At 70.5% G+C, this 25,582-nt stretch carries 15 protein-coding genes; 10 read left to right on the top strand and 5 right to left on the bottom strand.

Translation table 11 applies throughout. From position 1 onward, the window contains the following. Nucleotides 1–127 precede the first annotated feature (127 nt). Nucleotides 128–1,462: a 4-aminobutyrate--2-oxoglutarate transaminase gene (gene gabT, locus ACIRRY_RS30140; RefSeq protein ID WP_403978575.1), complete on the bottom strand. Its 1,335-nt coding sequence runs from the start codon at nt 1,460–1,462 to the stop codon at nt 128–130. 264 nt (nt 1,463–1,726) lie between these two features. Between gabT and ACIRRY_RS30135 the strand changes: the two genes are divergently transcribed. The 3 genes from ACIRRY_RS30135 (at nt 1,727) to ACIRRY_RS30125 (ending at nt 7,458) form a co-directional block, all read left to right on the top strand. Next, nucleotides 1,727–4,144, top strand: coding sequence for an ATP/GTP-binding protein (locus tag ACIRRY_RS30135; RefSeq protein WP_403978572.1), 2,418 nt, complete (start codon nt 1,727–1,729; stop codon nt 4,142–4,144). A 126-nt stretch (nt 4,145–4,270) separates the two neighbouring features. Beyond that, complete coding sequence (locus ACIRRY_RS30130) at nt 4,271–5,884, top strand: PucR family transcriptional regulator (protein WP_403978569.1); 1,614 nt, start codon at nt 4,271–4,273, stop codon at nt 5,882–5,884. A gap of 128 nt (nt 5,885–6,012) precedes the next feature. After that, nucleotides 6,013–7,458 (top strand): aldehyde dehydrogenase family protein, encoded by a 1,446-nt coding sequence (locus ACIRRY_RS30125; RefSeq protein WP_403978566.1) that lies wholly within the window; start codon nt 6,013–6,015, stop codon nt 7,456–7,458. A gap of 142 nt (nt 7,459–7,600) precedes the next feature. On the opposite strand, the gene ACIRRY_RS30120 is transcribed toward ACIRRY_RS30125, so the two are convergent. Then, nucleotides 7,601–10,447, bottom strand: coding sequence for a glycoside hydrolase family 3 C-terminal domain-containing protein (locus tag ACIRRY_RS30120; RefSeq protein ID WP_403978563.1), 2,847 nt, complete (start codon nt 10,445–10,447; stop codon nt 7,601–7,603). A gap of 291 nt (nt 10,448–10,738) precedes the next feature. Between ACIRRY_RS30120 and ACIRRY_RS30115 the strand changes: the two genes are divergently transcribed. The 7 genes from ACIRRY_RS30115 (at nt 10,739) to ACIRRY_RS30085 (ending at nt 21,720) form a co-directional block, all read left to right on the top strand. Further along, nucleotides 10,739–12,430: an extracellular solute-binding protein gene (locus tag ACIRRY_RS30115; RefSeq protein WP_403978561.1), complete on the top strand. Its 1,692-nt coding sequence runs from the start codon at nt 10,739–10,741 to the stop codon at nt 12,428–12,430. Between the two features lie 27 nt (nt 12,431–12,457). Beyond that, nucleotides 12,458–13,492, top strand: coding sequence for an ABC transporter permease (locus ACIRRY_RS30110; protein ID WP_403978558.1), 1,035 nt, complete (start codon nt 12,458–12,460; stop codon nt 13,490–13,492). Next, nucleotides 13,489–14,451, top strand: a complete 963-nt coding sequence (locus ACIRRY_RS30105; RefSeq protein ID WP_403978555.1) for a carbohydrate ABC transporter permease — start codon at nt 13,489–13,491, stop codon at nt 14,449–14,451. The genes ACIRRY_RS30110 and ACIRRY_RS30105 overlap by 4 nt, the downstream gene beginning before the upstream one ends. Before the next feature lie 98 nt (nt 14,452–14,549). After that, nucleotides 14,550–16,754, top strand: coding sequence for a 1,4-beta-glucanase (locus ACIRRY_RS30100; RefSeq protein ID WP_403978552.1), 2,205 nt, complete (start codon nt 14,550–14,552; stop codon nt 16,752–16,754). After that, the gene (locus tag ACIRRY_RS30095; protein ID WP_403978549.1) at nt 16,754–18,724 is read left to right on the top strand and encodes a beta-galactosidase; all 1,971 of its coding nucleotides are present in this window, start codon (nt 16,754–16,756) and stop codon (nt 18,722–18,724) included. Before ACIRRY_RS30100 ends, ACIRRY_RS30095 begins: the two co-directional genes overlap by 1 nt. Then, the gene (locus tag ACIRRY_RS30090; RefSeq protein ID WP_403978546.1) at nt 18,721–20,973 is read left to right on the top strand and encodes a glycosyl hydrolase family 95 catalytic domain-containing protein; all 2,253 of its coding nucleotides are present in this window, start codon (nt 18,721–18,723) and stop codon (nt 20,971–20,973) included. The genes ACIRRY_RS30095 and ACIRRY_RS30090 overlap by 4 nt, the downstream gene beginning before the upstream one ends. A gap of 36 nt (nt 20,974–21,009) precedes the next feature. Next, the gene (locus tag ACIRRY_RS30085; RefSeq protein WP_403978544.1) at nt 21,010–21,720 is read left to right on the top strand and encodes a hypothetical protein; all 711 of its coding nucleotides are present in this window, start codon (nt 21,010–21,012) and stop codon (nt 21,718–21,720) included. Nucleotides 21,721–21,745: 25 nt separating this feature from the next. Here the strand turns inward: ACIRRY_RS30085 and ACIRRY_RS30080 are convergent, their stop codons facing one another. The 3 genes from ACIRRY_RS30080 to ACIRRY_RS30070 form a co-directional block, all read right to left on the bottom strand. Continuing rightward, on the bottom strand, nt 21,746–22,120 hold the full coding sequence (locus ACIRRY_RS30080) for a hypothetical protein (protein WP_403978542.1): 375 nt from the start codon (nt 22,118–22,120) through the stop codon (nt 21,746–21,748). A gap of 109 nt (nt 22,121–22,229) precedes the next feature. Next, nucleotides 22,230–24,272 carry a TIM-barrel domain-containing protein gene (locus ACIRRY_RS30075; protein WP_403978539.1) on the bottom strand — a complete coding sequence of 681 codons (2,043 nt, stop codon included), beginning with the start codon at nt 24,270–24,272 and terminating at the stop codon, nt 22,230–22,232. A 62-nt stretch (nt 24,273–24,334) separates the two neighbouring features. After that, complete coding sequence (locus ACIRRY_RS30070; protein ID WP_403978536.1) at nt 24,335–25,348, bottom strand: LacI family DNA-binding transcriptional regulator; 1,014 nt, start codon at nt 25,346–25,348, stop codon at nt 24,335–24,337. Between the last annotated feature and the right edge of the window lie 234 nt (nt 25,349–25,582).

Genomic DNA, 25,582 nt, shown 5'->3' with positions numbered 1-25,582 from the left:
GGGGCGCGTGGGGTGCGACTTCTGTGCGGGAGCCGCGGGTTCCGTGTGGCCGGGACGCACTCGTGGGGCGGCTCGGACACGGCTCGGACATGGCTCGGACCCGGCTCGGACCCGGCTCGGACATGGCTCAGATACGTGCGAACGCCTGCTCGATGATGTCGAGCCCCTCGCTCAGCAGGTCCTCCCCGATGACCAGCGGGGGCAGGAAGCGCAGCACGTTTCCGTAGGTGCCACAGGTCAGGACCAGCAGCCCCTCCTGGTGGCAGGCCTTGGCGAGCGCGGCCGTCGCCTCCGGGTTCGGCTCCTTGGTCGTACGGTCCTTGACGAGCTCGATGGCGATCATCGCGCCGCGCCCGCGGACATCGCCGATGATGTCGAACTTCTCCGCCATGGCACCGAGGCGGGCCTTCATGACGGCCTCGATGTTCTTCGCCTTGGCGTTGAGGTCCAGCTCCTTCATGGTCTCGATGGCGCCGAGCGCTCCGGCGCAGGCGACCGGGTTGCCGCCGTACGTACCGCCCAGGCCACCGGCGTGCGCGGCGTCCATGATCTCGGCACGCCCGGTGACGGCGGCGAGCGGCAGCCCGCCCGCGATCCCCTTCGCGGTGGTGATCAGGTCCGGGACGACACCCTCGTCCTCACACGCGAACCACTGACCCGTACGGCAGAACCCCGACTGGATCTCGTCCGCGACGAACACGATGCCGTTGTCGGCGGCGAACTTGCTGAGCGCCGGCAGGAAGCCCTTCGCCGGCTCGATGAATCCGCCCTCGCCGAGGACCGGCTCGATGATGATCGCGGCGACGTTGTCGGCCCCGATCTGCTTGTTGATCATGTCGATGGCCTGCGCGGAGGCCTCGGCACCCGCGTTCTCCGGACCGGTCGGCCAGCGGTAGCCGTAGGCCACCGGCACGCGGTACACCTCGGGCGCGAAGGGCCCGAACCCGTGCTTGTACGGCATGTTCTTCGCGGTGAGCGCCATGGTCAGGTTCGTCCGGCCGTGGTACCCGTGGTCGAAGACGACGACGGCCTGCCGCTTGGTGTACGCCCGCGCGATCTTCACGGCGTTCTCGACGGCCTCGGCGCCGGAGTTGAACAGGGCCGACTTCTTGGCGTGGTCACCCGGGGTCAGCTCGGCGAGCGCCTCCGCGACCTCCACGTACCCCTCGTACGGCGTGACCATGAAACAGGTGTGGGTGAAGTCGGCGAGCTGGGCCGTGGCCCGGCGGACGACGGCCTCGGCGGAGGCGCCGACGCTCGTCACCGCGATACCGGAACCGAAGTCGATGAACCGGTTCCCGTCCACGTCCTCCAGGATCCCGCCGCTCGCGCGCGCGGTGAACACGGGCAGCACGGAGCCCACACCGGCCGCGACCGCGGCGGTACGGCGGGCCTGCAGCTCCTGCGACTTCGGGCCGGGGATGGCGGTGAGAACGCGGCGCTCCTGCGGAAGTGCGGTCATGAGGGGCTCCTGGGGTGGTGCGGACGCTTACGCGCTTTCGTATTCCTTCTTTTCTCGCAGGCTAGGACGGAGGACGGGGGGTGGGCATGCTCCATGTGGGCGGTGTCGGCGACGCGGGTTGTCCGCCGTGGACAGTGCCGGGTTCGCGGAGCTTGCGGTGGGCCCGGCCGCGTAAACGGTGAACTCCCCTTCTGGGCGCGTTAGATTGACTCGCTGACGGTGTACGGAACGGCTGGTCAAGGGGCGAGGGCGAGGACGACGACGATGGACAGCGACGGGACGCGGGACGCGCGGGGTACGCATGCGAATCCTGTGCCGCGTCCGGGGGGGCCGGCGGACGTGCCGGCCATGCCGCCGCGGCCACCGCGGACACCGGGTGCGGCGCCCGCGCCCGAACAGCCGCCGCGGTTCGCCCCGGCCGTCGCCGACTGGCTGAACGAGCCCCGGCCGGCCGCCGCGCCCGGCATCTGGCGCTACGGATATCGGCCGCCCAAGGCCGACCGCGCGGCGACGCGGCTCTCCAAGGTCGCGATCCTCGGTCTGCTGATCCCCCTCGTGGTGGCGCTGATCGTGTGGTCCTTCTGGCGCCACGGCGCCGTGCCGTACCAATGGGCCCTGCTCAAGCTGTTCACCCCGAGCGACTGGTGGTGGGCCGGCACCGTGTCTCCCAAGGGGACCGAGGGCGTGGACGCGATCAGCGTCTACGACGGTGCCTTCTTCGCCCTGCTCGTCTATGCCGTCGTCAAGCTCGGCGGCTGGCTTGAGGTGGCCCGCCATGTCGTCGGCGGTCGCCCCCAGCCCGCTCGTGCTCTGCTGGCGCTCGTCGGTGGCCTCATCGCCCTCAGCTTCGTGTTCCCCTCCGCGTTCCCCGGTGTCGGCTGGGCGCCCCTCCCCGTCCAGGACCCGCTGTTCTCCCTTGTCGTCCTGATCGACGGTGGCCCCGATCTCTTCCAGTCGGTGCTCTTCACCGACACGCTGTACACGCTCATCACCGCGGCGGTCCTGTGGCCCTTCGCCCGCCTCGGCGGCTGGTGGGCGCTGGCGAAGGAACGACTCGTCGCGCGGAACCGTACGGGAGAGGGGGAGATCCGCCCGGCTCCCGCTGTTCTCGTGCCCGCCCAGTGGCCCGAACTGCGTGAGGCGGGCCAGTACGAAGCGGCCGAGCTCCTCACCGCCGAAGTCCTCACCGGCCGGATGAACGACGTGGACTGTTCCCGGGTCGGGTACGCGTGGGAAACCGCCCGCAGGGAAGCCCAGTTGGCGGTCTTCACCGACACGGTGCTGCGCACGGGGGCGGTGGCCTGGGTCCACCCGTCCGGCGCCCGGGACCTGCCCGGCCGTGTCGCACCGCACGACCTGCTCGAAGGGCAGGTCCGCATCGGACAGTGGACGGCCGGGGACCGCACTCCGTCGGCCTACCGAGGTGCGGGCACGGCCCTCGGCCCCGACGCGCTCGGCACCTCGCTCCTCGTCGTGGGGCCGTCCGGCTCCGGCAAGACCAGGCACGTGGTCGCCCCGGTCGTCGAGTCCCTCGCCCTGCGGGCGCTGACCGGACAGTGTGCCGTCGTGGCGGTCTGCGCGGCCGGTACCCCGCTCGGCCCGGACTCCGCGTTCGACGTCGTGGTGCGGATCGGGGACCCCGCCTCCGTCTACGACCTGGACCCCTACGCCGACACCACCGACCCCGACGCGGCCGCCGCGTTCCTCGCCGAGGCACTGGCCGGAGACCTCGACACCGTCGGTGCCCAACGGGCCACGACCGCGCTCGCCCAGTTGCTCGGGCCGTACCGGGCGGTGCACGGCACCTTCCCGTCGCTGCCCGTGCTGCGGGAACTCCTGGAGGGCGAACCCTCGGCGCTCGCCGCCTTGCGCCAAGCGCTGTCGGCGCCGGAGCACGCGGGCCTGCGCCGCGATCTCGACGCCCGTGCCCGGCAGACCGGAAGCGCCGCCGACCCGGGCCCCGTGCTCGCCGACCGGCTCGCGCTGCTGGACCGGCCCGTGTTCGCCGAGTTCTTCGGCACCGGCGACGCGGCAGCCCGGCCGTTCTCGCTGCGAGCCGTCGCGCACCACCCCCTGCGGGTCCGCATCGACGTGCCGGCCCACGGGCACGAGGAGGCCGCCCGGCTCATCACCCGGCTGGTCCTGGCCCAGTTCGACCATGTCGTGCACGACACCGGCCGCCGTCACTTCGCGTGTCTCGTCCTCGACGACGCCACCGGGACGGTGACCACCGAGTCGGTACGGCACATGCAGCGGCTGCGCTCGCAGAACGCGGGCGTGCTGCTCGCCCTGCGCACGCTCGGCGATGTCCCCGAGGCGCTGCACGGACCGCTGCACGGGGCGGTCGGCTGCCGGATGGCCTTCTCCGGAGTCACCACCTGGGACGGCAGCCGCTTCGCGCACGCCTGGGGCACGGAGTGGGTGGAGACCCGGGACGTGGCCCAGCACACCGTCTTCGCGGACCAGCCGATGACCCGCGCCATCCACGCCCTGCGCAAACTGGTGACGGGCCGGGCGGTGACGACGGAGGCCGTGACCGTACGGCAGGTCGAGCGGGAGCGATGGTCCGCGTCGCAGCTCGCGCACGAGGTCCCGCCGGGGCACGCGGTGCTGTCGCTCACGACGGTCGAGGGCAAGCACACACCACCCTCCCTCGTGGACCTACGCCCCCCAACCCCCTGAACCGGACATACAAGGCCCTGACGCCCATACGGTGAGGCAGAATCGGCACAGGCCGTTCATACGCGGCGGCCAAAAGATCGCGCCGATCACCCGCTCTCCTCCCCTCTGATCCCGTCTGAAGGCCCCATGCCCCCCACCCTCGCCTCCCTCGCCCACCACTCCGCGCTCAAGCTCACCGTCCGCGCCGGCGAGGACCGGCTGGACGTGCCCGTCCGCTGGGCGCATGTCAGTGAGCTGGCGGATCCGGTGCCGTACATGGAGGGCGGGGAACTGCTGCTGACCACCGCGCTGAAGCTGGACGCGGAGGACGCGAAGGCCATGCGGCGGTATGTGAAGCGGCTGGTGGCGGCCGGGGTCGTGGGGCTGGGGTTCGCCGTCGGGGTCAACTACGACGAGATTCCGAAGGTGCTCGTCGACACGGCCGAGGAAGAGGGGCTGCCACTCCTCGAAGTGCCCCGGCGCACCCCCTTCATCGCGATCAGCAAAGCCGTCTCCGCCGCGATCGCCGCCGATCAGTACCGCTCCGTGACCGCCGGGTTCGCCGCACAGCGCGAGCTGACCAAGCAGGCCCTCACCGACGGCCCGGAGGGGCTGCTCGCCGCACTCGCCGCGCAGGTCGACGGCTGGGCCGCGCTCTACGACGCGTCCGGCGCCCTCGTCGCCACCGCACCGGACTGGGCGGGCCGCCGCGCCGCCCGGCTCACCCCGGACGTGGAACGGCTGCGGGACCGGCCGGCGCCGGCCTCGTCCGTGGTCGGCGGGCCCGACAACCCCGACAACGAGGACCGGGTCGAACTGCACACCCTCGGCACCGGCCGCCGCCCGCGCGCCGCACTCGCCGTAGGGACGGCGTCGGCGCTCGGGACGGCGGAGCGGTACGCCGTGCACTCCGCGATCGCGCTGCTCACCCTCACCACGGAACGCTCGCGCTCCCTCCAGGCCGCCCAGGACCGGATCGGGGCGGCGGTGCTGCGGCTGCTGCTCGCCGGGCATCCGGACCACGCGCGGGCGGTCGCCGGGGAGCTGTACGGCGGGCTCCTCGACGCGCCGTTCCGGGTGATCGTCGGCGAGGGCGGACCCGCGGAACGCGATCCCCTGGGCGGGCTCGCCGAGGTCGTCGAGTCGGCGGCGGCAAGGGCTGGCGAGGCCGTGCTCGTCGTGGCGGAAGGGCCGCGGCGGCTGGTGGTGCTGGCCGTCGACGGCGGTGCCGCGGTCGAGGCGTGCGGGGAGTACGCGGCGACGCTGGAGGCCGCGCGGGCCGCCTCGGACGTACGGGCCTCCTCGGACGTACGCGAACAGGGCGGCGAGGGCGACGAGTTGGTCGTCGGGCTCTCCGCGCCGTCCGGCCCCATCGCCGCGGCCGCCGCCTACAAGCAGGCCGAGCAGTCGCTCTCCGTGGCCCGGCGGCGCGGACGAGTGCTCGTCGAGCACGAGCAACTCGCCGCCGGGTCCGTGCTGCCGCTGCTCGCCGACGACGCGGTGCGCGCCTTCGCGGACGGTCTGCTACGGCCGCTGTCCGAGCACGACGCGACCGGGCGGGGGGATCTCGTGGCCTCGCTGCGGGCGTGGCTGTCCCGGCACGGGCAGTGGGACGCGGCGGCTGCGGACCTCGGGGTGCACCGGCACACCTTGCGGTACCGGATGCGGCGGGTCGAGGAGATCCTCGGGCGGTCGCTCGACGATCCGGACGTACGGATGGAGCTGTGGCTGGCGCTGAAGGCGACGACTGCGGCCGAGTGACGGGATCTGCCGATCTGTAGTGTTCCCGTCCGGTACCACTACGACTCGGCTAAACGCACCGCGCTCTCCCCGCACCTACGGTTGACCGAGAAGCCCCAAGACCACCCCCAACGCGGAAGGGCCGGGACATGACTTCCACCCACGCCTTCTGGCTGGCCGGCCGCCAGGCCACCGGCGAGGACACCTTCGACGTCACCTCACCGTGGGACGGACGCCTCGTCGGCAAGGTCAGCCTGCCGACCGATGCCCAGGTCGAGGAGGCGGTGGCCGCCGCGTACGCCGTACGGGACGAGTTCGCCGCCACCCCCGCCCACGTCCGCGCCGCCGCCCTCGACCACGTCAGCCGGCGTCTCGCCGAGCGCGTCGAGGAGATCGCGCAGCTCATCTCCGCCGAGAACGGCAAGCCGATCAAGTGGGCCCGCGGCGAGGTCGGCCGCGCGGTGTCCGTGTTCCGGTTCGCCGCGGAGGAGGCCCGGCGCTTCAACGGCGGCGAGGCCCAGCGCCTCGACACCGACGCCGGCGGCCAGGGCCGGCTCGCCCTCACCCGGCGCTTCCCGAAGGGCGTCGTCCTCGGCATCGCCCCCTTCAACTTCCCGCTGAACCTGTGCGCCCACAAGATCGCCCCCGCCATCGCGGCCGGCGCCCCGATCATCCTCAAGCCGGCCCCGGCCACCCCGCTCTCCGGCCTGATCATCGGCGACCTGCTCGCCGAGACGGAACTGCCCGCCGGCGCCTGGAGCATCCTCCCGGTCGCCAACGACCACATGCCCGCCCTCGTCCAGGACGAGCGGCTGCCGGTGATCTCCTTCACCGGTTCGGAGAAGGTCGGCTACGCGATCATGGACTCGGTGCCGCGCAAGCACTGCACCCTGGAGCTGGGCGGCAACGGCGCGGCCGTGGTCCTCGGGGACTACGCCTCCGACGCCGACCTCGACTGGGCCGCGACCCGTATCGCCACCTTCTCCAACTACCAGGGCGGCCAGTCCTGCATCTCCGTGCAGCGGGTCATCGCGGACACCGCCGTCTACGACCGGCTGCTCCCGCGTATCGTCGCGGCGGTGGAAGCCCAGGTCACCGGTGACCCCGGTGACGACAAGACCGACGTCGGGCCGCTGGTCAGCGAGGCCGCCGCGCAGCGCGTCGAGTCCTGGGTCCAGGAGGCCGTGGAGGCGGGCGCCACCCTCCTCACCGGCGGCAAGCGCGACGGCGCCTCGTACGCGCCGACCGTGCTGACGGACGTCCCGGCCGACACCACGATCTCCTGCGAGGAGGTCTTCGGACCGGTGCTGACCGTGACGAAGGTGGACGGCGAGGCAGCGGCCTTCGCCGCCGCCAACGACTCCAAGTACGGCCTCCAGGCAGGGGTGTTCACCCATGACGTGCAGGTCGCCTTCCGCGCCCACCGCGCGCTGGAGGTCGGTGGCGTGATCATCGGCGACGTCCCGTCCTACCGCGCCGACCAGATGCCGTACGGCGGCGCCAAGCAGTCCGGTGTCGGCCGCGAGGGCGTGAAGTTCGCGATGGACGACTACACCTACGAGCGGGTGCTGGTGCTCACGGGGCTCGCGCTCTGACCGTTCTCTCACCGAGCGACACTAGCTAATGGGAACCATTTTCATGTAGTCTCCCCGTAGGGGCCCGGCACCGATGCCTTCCGGTGCCGGGCCCCTACTTTGCTGCCGGTTCCCCGGACCGGCGTCGGCCTTCCCCGGACCCTCAGCCGGAGAAGCCGACGTGCGCGAGCCGCAACGAACCACGCAGCCCGATGTGCACGTCGTGCACGCCCTCGGCGACGATCCCGGCCACGAGCGTGGTGTAGTCGTACGGCCCGGATGTGGGCGCGGGCAGGGCGAGTTGGGCGAGGGTCGGGCCGCCGTCCAGGGACAGTTCTACGACTCCCTCGCCCGCCACCTCCACGGTCACCTCCGTGACGCCGGCGCCGAAGTCGCAGTGCCGGTAGACCAGTTCGGCCGTGCCGCCGCCCGCCGGGGTCACCGCGTCGCCCGTCACCTTCGTCCGGTCGACGATCTCGCCGCCCGACTGCTCGTCGAAGTCGGCCGCCGCCAGGCCCTGTTGGAGGACGGTCCGGGGTGCGGCGGGTTCACCGGCGAGCGTCACCGTCGTCCGCACCCGGATGTCCTCGCTGGACGCGCCGACGAGGAGGTCGTAGGCGCCCGGTTCGAGGCGGTGGCCACCCCGGGCCACGTCCCAGAACTCGAAGGCGGAGAGAGGGAGTTCGAAGGAGAGGTCCGCCGTCTCGCCCGGGGCGAGGGTCACGCGCCGGTGCGCGGCCAGTTCGCGGCGCGGGCGCGGGACCGAAGGGTCGGCGGCGCGCGTGTACAACTGCGCGACCTCGTCGGCCGTCACGTCCCCCGTGTTGGTGACCGTGAACTCCACCTGTACCGCGCCGAGTTCGACCCGCGCGCTCAGGTCGCCGTAGGAGAAGGACGCGTACGACAGGCCGTGGCCGAACGGGAACAGGGGTGTGCCCTCGAAGTACAGGTACGTCTGTCGGCCGCCGATCACGTCGTAGTCGAGGAGGTCGGGCAGATCGGAGTCGGCCGCGTACCAGGTCTGGGGGAGGCGGCCCGCCGGGGAGACGTCGCCCGCGATGACGCGGGCCAGGGCGGTGCCCGCCGCCTGGCCGCCGTGGGCCGTCCACAGGATCGCGGGGAGGCCGGGGAGGTCGGCCGGGTCGACCGTGTACGGGTACGCGGAGACCAGCGCCAGGACCGTGTTCGGGTTCGCGGCGCGGGCCGCGCGCAGCAGGCGCCGCTGGTGGGCGGGGAGTTGGAGTGTCGTACGGTCCTCGGTCTCGCGGCCGTTGATGTGCGGGTCGTTGCCCGCGACGACGAGCACCACGTCGGCCGCCTCCGCGACCCGGGCCACCGCGTCCTCGCCGCGCTCGGCGACCAGCAGCTCGAAAACTTCCCCGTCCTCCTCGGCAACCTTCACGCCGTCGGCGGCGACAGAGACGTGGCGACCCGTACCGATGTGCAGCAGGAGGTGACCGTTCTCATGGGGTTCCAGGCGGAATGTCTCCTGGACGACCCAGCCGCCGGGCTGGTCGGCGGCGGCGCGCACGTAGCCGTCCTCGGCGACCGAGAGGTAACGGCCGTCGGGGGCGCGGAGGGTGAGGATGCCCTCGCCCCAGTCGACGAGGGCGAGTTCGGTGCCGGTGGGGTCGGTGGTGAGCGGCGGGAGGTCGGTGCGGCCCGCGAGGAGGGCGGGGTCCAGCGCGCCCTCGGCGCCGCGTACTTCGTCGGGTACGTCCGCCAACGGGACGTACAGGTAGGCGCCTTGGGAGGTCTTCAGCCTGACCCGGTCCACGCCCTCCGCGAACTCGACGCGCTCGGCGCCGAACCGCTCGTACAGGCCCTCCAGCGGAGTGGAGCGGTGGATCAACGTGCCGCTGTACCAGTCGAGTTTGCACTCGTCGGCGAGCAGACCGACCACGGCGAGACGGGTGTCGTGGGCGAGGGGCAGCAGGTCGTCGGCGTTCTTGAGGAGGACGACCGCCTGTTCGGCGGCCTCCTGGGCCAGGGCCCGGTGTGCCGGGGTGTCGAAGTCCTCGATGTCCGCGTGCGGGTCGTGCGCCGGGTCGAACTCGCCGAGCCGGAACCGGACCGAGAGCTGCCGGCGAACCGCCGCGTCGAGGTCCGCCTCCGTCAACAGGCCCTGGTCAAGGGCGCCTTGGACGCGCGCCACGATCGTCGAGCCGTCCGTGCCGTGGTCGGTGAAGCTGTCCACACCGGAGAGCAGCGAGGCCGCCGTCGCCTCCTCGTGGGTGTCGAAGTAGTGCTCGGAGTCGACCAGGTTGGAGGGCGCGCCCGCGTCCGAGCAGACCAGCAGGTCCTCGTCGGTCCAGGTGCGCAGGTGCTCGCGCAGATACGGCGAGACGTGGTTGGGGCGGCCGTTGACCAGGTTGTACGCGGGCATCACCCCGGCCACCGCGCCCGCCTCGACCGTCTCGCGGAACGCCCGCAGGTCGTACTCGTGCAGCACGCGCGGGCGGACGGAGGACGACGAGACGTCGCGGCCCGTCTCGTTGTTGTGCGCCAGCCAGTGCTTGAGGACGGGCGCGGTGCGCCAGTACGTCGGGTGGTCGCCGCGCAGGCCGCGCGTGTACGCGGTGGCGATCGCCGAGGTCAGTTTCGGATCCTCCGAGTAGCCCTCCTCGTTACGGCCCCACAGCGGGTGGCGCAGCAGGTTCACCGTGGGGGACCACACGTTGAGGCCGACGCGGTCGTCGCGGGCGCGCATCGCGCGGACCTCCTTGGACACCGCGTCGCCGACCCGCCGCAGAAGCTCCTCGTTCCAGGTCGCGCCCAGGCCCACAGCCTGCGGGAAGACCGTCGCCGGGCCCATCCACGCGACGCCGTGCAGGGCCTCCTGGCCGGTGCGGAACGCGGCGACGCCCAGACGGTCCACGGCGGGCGCGTACTGGTGCAGAAATCCGATCTTCTCGTCGGGGGTGAGCCGTGCCAGCAGATCGTCGATGCGCTTCGCGAACGGCAGGTGCGGATCGCGGAAAGGCGGCGTAGGCGGCGTTTGTGCGGTCACGTGGGGTTCCCCTTGCGATGGAGCGGCGCGGCGCTTTCGAAGCGCTTCGATGCTGATTCGACGAACGCCGGGTGTCAAGAGACCTTCACCGTAATTTCAAGCAGCGCATACGGACAGGTCACCTCACACACCTCGGAGGAATCTTGGGAGCGACCCTTGTGCACCCTTGGGTGTTCACTTAACCTCGCAGCAACATCGAAGCGCTTCGACTAAGTGCTCTGTTCCACTCAAGACACCGCAGCCGACGGCTCCACCGCCGGGTGTCCTGGTGCGCCATGAAGGGTTGACGCAATGACGCCGAACGCCTCCGCCGCCTCCGCTCCCAGCCGGAGAAGCTTCCTCGCCTCCACGGCGGTCGTCGCCGCAGCGGTGGCGGGAGGGGTACCGCTGCTCTCCGCCTGCGGCGCCTCGGACAGCGGTTCGGGCGGGGGCAGTTCGGAGGGCAAGGGAGTCAAGAAGCTGCTGCCGGCCTTCGTCGCCGGCAATGTGGTGACCCCGGACATCGCCTCCAAGAACGGCTCCTCGGTCGGCTTCACCAGCAAGCTCGACCTCGCCGGCCTGAAGACCTCGGTGCCGAAGCAGCTCGGCAAGGGCGGCAAGGTCTCCATCATGTCGCCGTTCTGGGGCTCCCCGCCGAAGAGCGACAACGCCTACTACAAGGCGATGAACGCGCTGATCGGCGTCGACGTGGCCTGGCAGAACCAGGACGGCAACACCTACGACCAGAAGCTCGGCGCGGTCCTCGCCTCCAGCGACCTCCCGGACATCGTGGTCGTCCCCGGCTGGAACATGGGCGGCAAGATACCCAGCGCCATCATCGGCAAGTTCGCCGACCTCGGCCCCTACCTCTCCGGCGACAAGGTCAAGGACTACCCGAACCTCGCCGCGATCCCGTCCGACGCCTGGCAACGCTGCATCTTCGGCGGCAAGTTGCGCGGACTGCCGATGCCGTCCTCGTACGTGCCCAACATCGTGCCGCTCTACCGCAAGGACATCTTCGACAAGGAGGGGTACGAAGTCCCCACCTCCGCCGACGAGTTCATGGCCCTGGCCAAGGAGATCACCAACGCCAAGGCCAAGCGCTGGGCCTGCCTGGACATGAAGTGGACCGCGTTCAATGCCTGGGGCGTGCTCTCCGGCAGCGAGAAGTCCCTCGGCTGGAACCTCGTCGACGGCAAGCTGGTCAACCGCATCGAGACCCAGGAGTACCTCGAAGCGCTGGAGTGGACCCGCAAGCTGTTCGCCGCCGGATACGTGCACCCCGACGCCAAGTTGGGCAAGAGCGCGGCCACCGACCCGGGCCCCAAGTTCGCCGCCGGCGAGTTCCTCATCTACAACCAGGACATCTCGCAGTGGTGGAGCCGCACCGCCGAACAGGCCACCCAGAACCCGGACTACAAGATCTGGGGCATGGACATCTTCGGCCACGCGGGCGGCGCCCCGACCCTCTGGGCCGGTGAACCGGCCGGCATCTTCGCCTTCATCAGCAAGAAGGCCTCCGAGTCCGTGATCCATGACGCGCTGGCCGTCGCCAACGTCACCGCCGCGCCGTACGGCACCAAGGAGTACATGCTCACCAACTACGGCGTGGAGGGCACCCATTACACCGTCAAGGACGGTGTGCCCACCAAGACCGACCAGGGCAACAACGAGGTCATCAACGCCTACGTCATGGTCGCCAGCCCCGCCTCCACCATCGCCCACCCGGACTTCCCCGAGGTGGCGAAGGCGCAGGTCGAGTGGCAGCAGCGGATGGGCGCCTTCACAAAGAAGTCGAGCTTCTACGGCCAGCAGATCACCGAACCGAGCCGCTACACCAACCTCTCCAACGACTTCGAGCAGTTGGAGGACGACATCACCCGCGGCCGCAAGAAGATCAGCGACATGCAGCAGGCCGTGTCGGACTGGAAGAGCAAGGGTGGCGACCAACTCCGCGCCTGGTACCAGAAGTTGCTCGACGACAACGGCACCGCGACGAGCTGACCGGGTACCGAGGCAAGGAGAACGGCCGTGTCCCACAGCACGGTGCCTCGGAGCAGGACCGAGGCCGACACGACGGGCGGGACCCCGGTGGCGTCCGGCGACATCAAGGGTTCCCAGCACAACCAGCCCAAGGCGAAGGTGAGCCTGCGGCTCAGGTTCAGACGCGACCGCGTCCTGCTCCTGATGACCCTGCCGGCCGTCCTGCTCATCCTGGTCTTCAACTACCTGCCGATCCTCGGCAACATCGTCGCCTTCGAGGACTACGACCCCTACGTCAGCGACAACGGCATCGTCTCGATGCTGCACAGCCCCTGGGTCGGCGTGGAGAACTTCCAGCAGATCTTCGCGGACTCCTCCTTCTGGAGCGCCGTACAGAACACGCTGGTCCTGTTCTTCCTCCAGCTGATCCTGTTCTTCCCGATCCCGATCCTGCTCGCGCTGCTCATCAACAGCGTGGTCAGGCCCCGGGTCAGGGCGCTGTCGCAGGCCATCCTCTACCTCCCGCACTTCTTCTCCTGGGTGCTGGTCATCGCCGTCTTCCAGCAACTGCTGGGCGGGGCGGGCCTGTTCTCGCAACTCCTGCGGCAACACGGCTTCGACGGCCTCGACGTCATGACCGACCCGAACACGTTCAAGTTCCTGATCACCGCGCAGAGCGTGTGGAAGGACGCGGGCTGGGGGATCATCGTCTTCCTCGCCGCGCTGTCCTCCGTCAGTCCCGACCTCTACGAGGCCGCCGCGATGGACGGCGCCGGGCGCTGGCGCCGCATGTGGCACGTCACGCTGCCCGCGCTGCGGCCGGTGATCGCGCTGCTGCTCGTGCTGCGCGTCGGTGACGCGCTGACGGTCGGCTTCGAACAGATCCTGCTCCAACGCGACGCCGTGGGACCGGGAGCGGCGGAGGTCCTCGACACCTTCGTCTGGTGGAACGGCGTCCGCAACCAGGACTTCGGCTACGCGGCCGCCGCCGGACTCGTCAAGGGCGTGATCAGCCTCGGCCTGGTCCTCGCCGCGAACAAAGTGGCCCACCTCATGGGCGAGCAGGGGGTGTACAAGAAGTGACCGCCGTCATCGAAAAACCCGTCAAAGCCGTCAAGGCCACCAAGTCCCCACGACAGCCCGGTCGTTGGGCCGCGCCGCCTCGTCCCACCTGGGAGGAGGAACCCGGCAGGGCCGGCCTCGCGGGCAAGGGGCTCGTCCTCACCCTTGCCTGCTTCGCCATTCTCTTCCCGCTGTGGATCGTCCTCGTCACCAGCCTCTCCTCACGCAAGACCATCGACCAGGCCGGCGGGCTTGTCATGGTGCCCAAGGGCATCACCTTCATCGCCTACAAGGAACTCCTCAGCGGTGGCCAGGTCACCCGCGCGGCGGTCATCAGCGTCCTCATCACCGTCGTCGGCACGGCGTTCTCCATGGCCGTGTCTGTTCTCTGCGCCTACGGCCTCTCGCGTATCGGGTCGCTCGGGCATCGGTGGATCCTGATGATGATGCTCGCCACGATGTTCTTCAGCGCCGGGCTCATTCCCACGTACCTGCTGGTGCAGTCGCTCGGCCTCACCGACAGCTATCTCGCGCTGATCCTGCCGAGTGCGCTCAGCGTCTTCAACATCCTTGTGCTGCGCGGGTTCTTCATGGGGATCTCGCAGGAACTCACCGACAGTGCGCGGATCGACGGAGCCGGTGATTTCCGGATTCTGTGGCAGATCGTGATGCCGTTGTCCCGTGCGGTGCTGGCGGTTATCACGCTGTTTTATGCCGTGGGGTACTGGAGTGCCTGGTTCAACGCGTCTCTGTATCTGAATGACCAGGACATGATGCCGTTGCAGAACGTCATGATTCAGCTGGTACAGAAGCAGGAGGCTCCCGTGGGGCTGGGGCAGGCGATCAAGACGGGGGAGTTGTCGGGGCTGGCTGTGCAGATGGCGGTCATGGTGATGGCTTTGTTGCCGGTGGCTGTGCTTTCGCCGTTTGTGCAGCGGCATTTTAAGAAGGGGATGCTGACGGGTGCCGTTAAGGGCTGATTCGTTTTTGTCTGCGGGCGCGTTGGGGCTGGTCGCGCAGTTCCCCGCGCCCCTTAGGTAGGACTCCTCACCCCATCTCATAGAGCGAGGTATGTCTCATGCGTGCGTCCCGCCCGAGTCGGCGTGTCGTTCTCGCCAGTACCGCAGCCGTCGCCGCCCTCACCGGCTTGCCGGCACTCACAACGAAGGCGCACGCAGGGGAACTTGACACCGTCAGCTCCTCCTACCGCTGGCGCAACGCCGTAATCGGTGGCACCGGATTCGTCACCGGAGTGTTGTTCCATCCCGCCGTCCCCGGTCTCGCCTACGCCCGTACCGATATCGGCGGCGCCTACCGCTGGGACGACCGGACCGCCCGCTGGACCCCCCTCACCGACCAACTCGGCTGGGACGACTGGAATCTGCTCGGGGTGGAGGCCCTCGCCGTCGATCCGGTGCATCCGAACCGGCTGTACCTCGCCGTCGGTACGTACGCGCAGTCCTGGGCCGGCAATGGTGCGGTACTCCGTTCCGAGGACCGAGGCACCACCTGGACCCGCACCGACCTCACCGTGAAGGTCGGTGGCAACGAGGACGGGCGCGGCACCGGAGAGCGGCTGCTCGTCGATCCGCGTGACAGTGACACCCTGTGGCTCGGCACCCGGCACGACGGGCTGCTCAAGTCGGCCGATCGGGGCGCCACTTGGGCAGCCGTCAGCGGCTTCCCCGCTACCGCGAGCGCGTCCGGCCAGGGCGTCACCTTCCTCGTCGCCGCCGGCCGTGCCGTTTATGCCGGGTGGGGTGACGGCGACGGCAGCGCGAGCGCCGTCAACCTCTACCGCACCACCGACGGCACCACGTGGACGGCCGTACCCGGTCAGCCCACCGGCACCTCCGCCAAGGTCCCGATCCGTGCCGCCTACGACCGTCACGCGCGCGAGCTGTATGTGACGTACGCCGACGCGCCCGGGCCCAATGGGCAGTCCGCCGGCAGCGTGCACAAGGTGGCTACCGTCACCGGTCGTTGGGCGGACGTCACCCCGGTCCAGCCCGGTGGCAGCGACTCCTTCGGTTATGGCGGGGTCGCCGTCGACGCCCGCCGCGCGGGAACCGTCGTAGTCTCCACCAACAACCGCTGGGCGGCCGTCGACACCCTGTACCGGACCACCGACGGCGGCCGTACCTGGACCTCCCTCAAGGACACCGCTGTCTTCGACGTGTCCGAGACTCCTTTCCTCAAGTGGGGTGCGGATCAGCCGAAGTTCGGCTGGTGGATCCAGGCCGTCGCCGTCGACCCGTACGACTCGAAGCATGTCCTCTACGGCACCGGCGCCACGCTCTTCGGCACGCGTGACCTCACCCACTGGGCACCGCGGATCCGTGGCCTGGAGGAGACGTCCGTGATCCAGCTGATCTCGCCCCCGGTCGGGGAGGCGCACCTGATCAGCGCCTCGCGGGACATCGGGGTGATGTACCACGAGCGGCTCACGGCGTCTCCGTCGCGCGGCATGGCGACGAACCCCGTGTTCGGGTCGGCGACCGGGATCGCGCAGGCCGCGGGCAGGCCGTCGTACGTCGTCCGCACGGGCTGGGGCGACAACGGCAACGGTGCCTACTCGGGCGACGGCGGCCGGACCTGGGCGCCCTTCGCTGCCCAGCCCTCCCTCGCCCACGACGCACCGGGGCCGATCGCCACCAGCGCCGACGGCAGTACGCTGCTGTGGTCCTTCGTGCACTGGGACGGCACGAAGTACGCGGCCCACCGCTCGGCGGACAACGGCGCGACCTGGTCCGAGGTCTCCTCCTTCCCGAAGGGCGCCACGCCGGTCGCCGACCCGGCCGACCCGACGCTCTTCTACACATACGACACCGACACAGGAACGCTATACGCCAGCACTGACAGTGGCCTTTCGTTCACTGCGCGTGCGGGTGGGCTGCCCGCCGGGGACAGCCAGTTCCAGCTGGTCGCAGCGCCTGGGCGCTCCGGTGACCTGTGGCTGAGCGTCAAGTGGAACGGCCTCTACCGGTCCGTCGACGGTGGTGCGAGCTTCAGCAAGGTCGCCAGTTGCTGGGCCTCCTACACCCTCGGCTTCGGCAGGCCCGCCCCCGGCGCCGACTATCCGGCGATCTACCAGGTCGGCTCGACCGAGACCATCACCGCCGTCTACCGCTCCGACGACGAGGCGAAGACCTGGGTGCGCGTCAACGACGACCGGCAGCAGTGGGGTTGGACCGGACAGTGCATCGTCGGTGACCCGCGCGTCTACGGCCGTGTGTACCTCGCCACCAACGGGCGCGGCATCCAGTACGGGGAGCGCGTCTGATGCCTCAGCTCAGCGACACCACCCGTGGGCGCATCCTCTTCGGCGGTGACTACAACCCCGAACAGTGGCCCGAGGAGACCTGGGCCGAGGACGTCCGGCTGATGCGGGACGCCGGCGTCAACTCCGTCACCCTCGGCGTCTTCTCCTGGGCCAAGCTCGAACCCGAGCCGGGAGCACGGGAGTTCGGCTGGCTCGACCGGCTGATGGGCCTCATGCACGCGGGCGGGATCGGGGTCGTGCTCGCAACCCCCACCTCCTCCCCGCCGCCGTGGCTGGGGCGCCTCCACCCGGAGACGCTGCCGCGTGACGCGGAGGGTCGTATCGAGTGGTGGGGCGGACGGCAGCACTTCTCCCACTCCAGCGCCGTCTACCGCCACCACGCCGCCGCCATCACCGAGGCCCTGGCCGCCCGTTACGCCGGCCACCCCGCCCTCACGATGTGGCACATCAACAACGAGTACTGCACCTTCGACTACGGCGACGAGGCCGCCGTCGCCTTCCGCCGCTGGCTGCGTGCGCGATACGGCACGCTCGACGCCCTCAACTCGGCCTGGGGCACGGCATTCTGGAGCCAGGGCTACGACACCTGGGACGGCGTCCTGCCGCCGCGTCACGCCCATTACCTCAACAACCCCACCCACGTGCTCGACTTCCGGCGCTTCACCTCCGACATGCTCCTGGAGTGCTACACCGCCGAGCGCGACATCGTCCGCCGGCACACCCCGCACCTCCCGGTCACCACCAACTTCATGCCGCTGTGGGTGGGGCAGGACGGCTGGCGCTGGTCCGAGGAGGAGGACGTCGTCTCGGTCGACCTCTATCCCGATCCGCGCGATCCGCTGGCCGCCCAAAGTGCCGCCCTGATACAGGACTTGACCCGCTCCCAGGCGCGCGGCCCCTGGATGCTCATGGAACAGGCGGCCGGACCGGTCAACTGGCGCGGTGTGAACCACCCGAAGCCCCGCGGCCTCAACCGCCTCTGGTCCCTCCAGGCCGTGGCCCGCGGCGCCGACGCCGTCTGCTACTTCCAGTGGCGTCAGTCCCGGCAGGGCGCCGAGAAGTTCCACTCCGGGATGCTCAGTCACGCGGGGGAGCGGGGCCGCACCTTCCAGGAGGTGAAGCAGCTCGGCGCCGAACTCGCCCGCGTGGGCGGGGAAGTGGCGGACAGTCACATCACGTCGGACATCGCGATTCTGCATGACTGGCACGCCTGGTGGGCCGGCGCGCAGGACGGTCGGCTCTCCACCGAGGTCGACCTTCCCGAAGTCGTCCGTGCCTGGCACCGCGCCCTGTGGGAGTCCCACCTCACCACCGACTTCGCCCACCCCGAACGCGACCTGTCCGCCTACAAGTTGGTGATCGTTCCGCAGCTCTACCTCCTCACGGACACCGCGATCGACAACCTCCTCGCGTACGTCCGTGGCGGCGGCACCCTCGTCTCCGGCTTCCTCACCGGCATCGCCGACGAGGACGACCGGGTACGCCCCGGCGGTATGGACGGCCGCCTCCGCGAACTGTTCGGCATCCGCACCCTGCACGAGTGGTGGCCGCTGGACGCGGGGGAGACCGTCGAGTGCGAGGGCTTCCGCGGGACGCTCTGGTCGGAGGAGATCGAGCCCGAGGAGGACACCGTCGACGAGGCGATCCCTTACAAGGGCGGCGAGTTGGACGGCCTCCCCGCCGTCCTGCGCACGGGCCGTTCCTGGTACGTCTCGACGCTCCCGGAGCCGCACGCGCTGCGCGCCCTGCTCGCCCGGATCGCCGACGGCGCGGGCGTCCGTCCGGTCCTCGACGGGGTTCCCCCGGGCGTCGAGGCCGTACGGCGCGGGGAGTCGCTGTTCCTGCTCAACCACGGGCGCGACCCGGTCACCGTCGAACTCCCGGGAAGTCACCGTGACTTGCTCACCGGAGTGACCGTCGAGGGCGAGATCACCCTCGGCCGCTACGGCGTGGCGGTGCTGCGACCATGACAGGCGATACGGGGCCCGGCGGTCCCACGCACGGCACCTGGGAACCCCTCCCGGCAACCCGCTGGGAGGACGCCTACCTCAGCGGCAACGGCCACCACGGCGTCCTGGTGTTCGGCGATCCGAGCGATGACCGTGTCATCGTCACCCATCACACCCTCGTCCGCCCGAACGGCGCCGAACACGCCCGGCCTCCCCGCCTGGCCGCCGAACTCCCCGCACTCCAGGACCGGTTGCTCGCCGGTGACCTCACCGCCGCCGAGGAGTTCACCGACGGCCGCCCGCTCCAGTGGGTGCAGCCCTTCCACCCGGCCTTCCAGCTACGGCTGCGCAGGCCGGCCGGCGAGACGGGGAGCGACTACCGCCGATCCGTCGACTTCGCCACCGGCGAGGTCACCGCCCACAGCGAGGGCTGGCGCAGCCGCGTCTTCGTCTCCCGCGCCGACGACGTGATCGTCCAGCACGTCACGGCCCCCGACCTCACGCTCGACCTCGCCCCGGACCATCAACTCCCGGGCGGTCCTGCCGGGTTGGGTGTCGGCCACGGCACCCTCCTCACCCCCGACGGCGCCGTCCTCACCCTCCGCGTCCGCTATCCCGACAGCGATCGCGCGTACACCGGGGTCACCTTGGCCGTAGTCACCGGCGGATCAACACGGCTCACCTCGCCGGGAGTTCGCGTCGCCGGGGCCACCGACGTCCTGCTCCTCACCCGAGTCCGACGCCACACGGGCGAGCTGGACGTCGTAGCGGAGACGCGTGCCCTACGGGAGTTGCTCGCTGACCAGCAGCCCTTCGACGCCCTCCTCGACCGGCACCTCGCTCTCCACCGCACGGCCTACACCCGCGTCACCCTCGATCTCCGCGCGGGCAAAGCTGACGACGCCGACAACGACCGTGACGCCGGCGTCGCCGAACGCGCCCTCCCCGGCTCGGAGTTGCTGAAGCGCACCCGCAGCCCCGCCCTCCTCGAACGGCTCTTCGCCGCCGGCCGCTATCACCTCCTCTCCGCCAGCGGCCTGCTCCCACCCCGTCTCACCGGCCTGTGGACCGGCGACTGGAACACTGCCTGGTCCGGGGCGTTCACCAACGACGCGAACCTCAACCTCCAGACCGCCTCCGCCGCGAGCGCGGCCCTCCCCGAAGTCGCCGACTCCCTCGCCTCCCTGATCCACCGTCAACTCCACGACTGGCGGGAGAACGCCCGTGCCGTCTTCGGCGCCCGGGGTGTCGTCGCCCCCGCGCACACCGACGGCGAGTCCGGGCTGTCGTACCACTTCAGCCGTGAGTACCCGCTGCACCTGTGGACCGCCGGGGCCGACTGGCTGCTCAAGCCACTCGTCGACCACGACGAGACGCGCGGCGCACGCGACCCCCGCACCGCCGCCGCGCTGGCCGAAGTCGCCCTGTTCTACGAGGACTTCCTGACCCGCACGGATACGGAGGGCCGACTCGCCGTCGTCCCCTCCTACTCACCCGAGAACCGCCCCGCGAACGCCAGTTGGGGCGCGATCAACGCGGCGATGGACCTCTCGGCCGCGCGCCACGCACTCCACACCGCCGCCGACTACCACCCGGGCCCCGACGCCGACCGCTGGCGCACGCTCGCCGACCGGCTGCCGCCGCACCGGGTCAACTCCCAGGGCGCGCTGGCCGAATGGGCCTGGCCGGGTCTCGACGACAGCTACGACCACCGGCACCTCAGCCACCTCTACGGCGTCTGGCCGCTCGACGAGATCAACCCCTACGACACCCCGGAACTCGCGGCGGCCGCCCACCGTGCCCTCCAACTCCGCGGCGCCGAGAACGACTCCGCGCACGGCCACCTCCACCACGCGCTCGTCGCCGCCCGGCTCCGCGACGGCGAACGGGTCGCGCACGCCCTCGGCCAGGTCCTCGACGGCGACTTCTTCCACGCCTCGCTGATGAGCGCGCACTACCCGAACCGCGATGTCTACAACGCGGACGCCGCGCACACCCTCCCCGGCGTGCTGATCGAGGCGCTCGTGCAGTCCACCCCGGACCGGCTGGTCCTGCTGCCCGCGCTGCCGGCCGCGTATCCGCACGGTCAACTCACCGGCGTCCGCACGAGGTTCGGGGCGGAGATCGACCTGACCTGGACGCCCCGAACCGTCACCGCACTCATCAGACCGTCCCGTACGCACCGCGTCGAACTCCGGACTTCCTCCGGCACGGAGCCGCTCCACCTCGTCGCCGGAGAAGACCGCGTCCTCACCCTGGGGGCGCGGTAGCCACTCGCACCTCCCCCCACCCATGGAAGGGACACCATGGCAACACGCACCCGCAGGCTCACCATGGCGCTGCTCGCCCCCGCGCTCGCGCTCGGCGCCACCGTAGGACTCGCCTCGGCCCCCGCCTCCGCCGCCGTCTGGAGCTCCTGCGACCAGTGGGGCACCACGACCCTGAACGGCTACACGCTCTACAACAACATCTGGGGCTCCGGCGCCGGCAGCCAGTGCATCTGGGCCAACTCCGGTACCAACTGGGGCGTCACCGCCAACCACCCCAACACCGGCGGCATCAAGTCCTACCCCAACGCCAAGAAGGTGATCAACAAGTCGATCACCTCGCTCGGTTCGCTCAAGAGCAGCTACAACGTCACGGTGCCGTCGTCCGGTTCGTACAACACGTCGTACGACATCTGGGACACCAACTACGACTACGAGATCATGCTCTGGGTCAACAGGACCGGAGCCGTCGGCGCCCTCGGCACCTCGCAGGGCACCCTCACGCTGGGCGGTTCGACCTGGACCGTCTACAAGGGCAACAACGGCAGCAACGACGTGTTCTCGTTCCTGCGCACCTCCAACTCGACCTCCGGCACGGTCGACATCCTGCCCATCCTCAAGTGGATCAAGGACACCAAGGGCTGGTTCGGCAACGTGACCATCGGGGACCTGCAGTTCGGCTTCGAGATCACGTCCTCGTCCGGCGGGCTCGCCTTCACCACCAACAGCGAGAGTGTCACCAGTAGTTGACCCACCCGGCACGACGGCACCTCGCTCAGCCGCCCGGTCCCCGCACTCCGCGAGGGCCGGGCGGCGCCATGACCAGGGCGGCGACCCAGCAGCCGAGGGCGGTCAGGACGAGGCCGAACACGGCCGGGTTGACGTAACCGGGAACCGTGCCGGAGACGAAGCTGCCGCCGTCCTTCGTCTTGCAGACGAACCGCAGCGGGACGAAGTCCACCGAGTAGCCGGTGACGCTCAACACCCGTTGGTCGTACTGCCAGTCGGCCGTGCGGCACGGCCGCAGGGGGGAGGAGTCGTTGCCGCCGTCCCCCACCTCCAGCAGGGCGCCCATGATGTTCAGCAGGCCCCAGAGGTACAGGGCGAAAGCGACCAGGCCCGCCGCGCCGGCGAGCTTGCGTAAGACCATCGGAGGAGTCCAGCAGAACAAGATCGGCACGGCTGTGACGGAGGCCACAGTTCCGCGCAACGGAAGCGTCACGGCCCGGAGGGGAGGCCCAACTCCCCTCCGCGTTCGACTACTCCGCCACCGGCAACGTCGCCCCGTCCCGCAGGAACAGCGGGATCCGGTCCAGCGGCGCGTCGACCGTGACCGCCGTGCCGCCCTCGTACGCCGTGCCCGTCCACGCGTCCGTCCACCACACGCCCGCCGGGAGATAGGCCGTGCGGACCGTGGCGCCCGCCGTGAGCACCGGCGCGACCAGCAGGTCGGGGCCGAAGAGATACGCGTCGTCCACCGACCAGGCCGCCGGGTCCTCGGGGAACTCCAGGAACAGCGGCCGCATCACCGGCAGCCCCTCCTCGTGCGCGGCGCGCATCACGTCCAGCACATAGGGCTTCAGGCGCTCGCGCAGCCGCAGGTACTTCTCCAGGATCGGCAGGGCCCGATCGCCGTACGACCAGACCTCGTTGGGGCCGCCGGTCATGTCGGGGCCCAGCGGCATGCCCGGGTCGCGGAAGCCGTGCAGCCGCATCAGCGGGGACAGTGCGCCGAACTGGAACCAGCGGACCATGACCTCCTGGTACGCCGGGTCGTCCGGGTCGCCGCCGTGGAAGCCGCCGATGTCCGTGTTCCACCAAGGGATGCCGGAGAGCGCGGTGTTGAGGCCCGCGGCTATCTGGCGGCGCAGGGTCGGGAAGTCGGTGCCGATGTCACCCGACCAGAGCGCGGCGCCGTGGCGCTGACTGCCCGCCCACGCCGAGCGGTTGAGGGTGATGATCTCCGACTCGCCCTCGGCCAGCAGGCCTTCGTGGAACGTGCGGGAGTTCTCGGCCGGGTAGAGGTTGCCGACCTCCAGGCCCGGGCCCGCCCAGTAGCGCAGGTTCTCCGGGAAGCCCGGCTTCAGCTCGGGCTCGCAGGCGTCCAGCCAGAAGGCCGTGATGCCGTACGGCACAAGGTAGTTGTCGCGGATCTTCGACCACAGGAACGCACGGGCCTCGGGGTTCGTGGCGTCGTAGAAGGCGACCTGGACGGTCGACGCGACCCCCTTGTCCGGCCAGTCGGCGTGGGCCATCGGGCCGTACTGGGTGCCGATGAGGTGGCCGCGCTGTTCCAGCAGCGAGTGGTTCTCGCTGAGCGGGGACACCGACGGCCAGACGCTCACCACCAACTTCACGCCCATGTCGGCCAGTTCGGCGACCATCGCCGCCGGGTCGGGCCACTCGGCCGGGTCGAACTTCCAGTCGCCCAGATGCGTCCAGTGGAAGAAGTCGCAGACGATCGCCGAGAGGGGCAGGCCCCGGCGCTTGTACTCCCGTGCCACGGCGAGGAGTTCGGCCTGGGTGCGATAGCGCAGCTTGCACTGCCAGAAGCCCGCCGCCCACGCCGGCAGCATCGGCGTACGGCCCGTCACCGCGCTGTAGCGGCGCTGGCCGTCGGCCGGGTCGCCCGCGGTGATCCAGTAGTCGAGCTGCCGGGCCGAATCGGCCACCCAGCGTGTGCCGTTGCCCGCCAGCTCCACGCGGCCGATCGCCGGGTTGTTCCACAGCAGGGTGTAGCCGCGGCTGGAGACGAGCACCGGGATGCTCACCTCGGCGTTGCGCTGGACCAGGTCGAGGACCAGCCCCTTCTGGTCCAACTGCCCGTGCTGGTGCTGCCCGAGGCCGTACAGCTTCTCGTCCTCGTAGGCGGCGAAGCGCTGCTCCAGGCGGTGATGGCCGTTGCCGACCGCCGTGTAGAGGCGCGAGCCGGGCCACCAGAAGTGGGCGCGGGCCTCGGCGAGGAGCTCGGCCGAGTCCTCGGTGCGCAGGAAGCGGACCAGGCCCTCGGCGTCGACCTCGACCGTCAACCTGCCCACGGTCAGGGTCGCTTGACCCTCCTCGATCTTGACGGTGGCCCCGGTGGGCGGCGCCGAGTCCAGGAGCGCGCCCGGCAGCCCGTCGAGCAGCGGACCGCCGAGCCGGGCCCTGACCCGGACCGCGTCGGGCCCCCACGCTTCGATCCGCAGGGTCTCCTGACGGCCGCTCCACTCCAGCGCGCCGTCCCGCTCACGGAAGGTGCCGACGGTGGGGGAGGACTGCGCGAGGCTGACCTTGGGCTGGGTTTCGACAGGCTGATTCACGAGGAGTGCTCCTGGAGGAAAACAGACAGGGGTGACCGCACAAGCACGTGGAACGTGGCTGTTCAGGACGTGGACGGAGCCGGTCCTGTACTCGCCCGCATCGTCAACTCCGGCGCGATCAGCACGACTTCGTCACTGCCGCGCCCGTCCAGCTTGGCCACCAGGTGCTCCACGGCGTAACGACCCATCTCCTGCGCGGGGATGGCGACGGACGTCAGCCGCACCGAGGCCTGGGTGGCGACCTGGTCGGGGCAGACCGCGACCACCGACACGTCCTCCGGTACGGCCCGGCCCTGCTGGCGCAGCAGCGCGAGCAGCGGCTCGACCGCCGACTCGTTCTGCACGACGAAGCCCGTGGTGCCGGGGCGCTCGTCGAAGATCCGGGCCAGGGTCGTCGTCATCGCGTCGTACCCGCCCTCGCACGGGCGGTGCAGCACCCGCAGGCCCAACTCCCTTGCCCGGGACCGGAGTCCGTCGAGGGTGCGCTCGGCGAAACCGGTGTGCCGCTCGTAGACCGCGGGCGCCTCGCCGATGACAGCGATGTCGTGGTGACCCAGCTTCGCGAGGTGCTCGACGCACAGCGCGCCGGTCGCCCCGAAGTCGAGGTCGACGCAGGTCAGTCCGGTGGTGTCGGCGGGGAGGCCGATGAGTACGGAGGGCTGGTCGGTGCCGCGCAGCAACGGCAGCCGCTCGTCGTCGAGTTCGACGTCCATGAGGATCATCGCGTCGGCGAGCCCGCTGCCGGTGACCCGGCGTACCGCGTCGGGACCCTCCTCGCCGGTGAGCAGCAGCACGTCGTAGCCGTGCAGCCGGGCGGTGGTCGCCACCGCGATGGCGATCTCCATCATCACCGGTACGTACATGTCCGTGCGCAGCGGCACCATCAGCGCGATGATGTTCGACCGGCTGCTGGCCAGGGCGCGGGCGCCCGCGTTCGGGTGGTAGCCCAGCTCGCGGATGCTCTGCTCGACCCGCTGCCGGGTGGCTCCGGAGATGGACCGCTTGCCGCTGAGGACATAGCTCACCGTGCTCGCCGAGACTCCGGCGTGCTGGGCGACCTCGGCGAGGGTGACCATCCAGCTCTCCAAGCTTTGTGAAGCGCTTCGACAGTGCGCGTTGCTGACAAGGGCGAGTGAGGGTGGTTCGACATTAGCTTCAGGCGGTGTGGGTGTCCATAGGTTGTCGAAGCGCTTCGACACTTTCTCGTCGGGGTCGGCCCCGAGGTCGGTTCCGAGGCCGCTTCGGCGAGATTCTCCGCGAGGGAAGGCAACCTCCGGGCGGGTCGGCGGCCACTGAGAGGTCGTAGCGGC

Source organism: Streptomyces sp. NPDC101776 (assembly GCF_044766845.1).
GTDB lineage: Bacteria > Actinomycetota > Actinomycetes > Streptomycetales > Streptomycetaceae > Streptomyces.
This window is presented reverse-complemented; position numbering and strand designations above follow the sequence as displayed.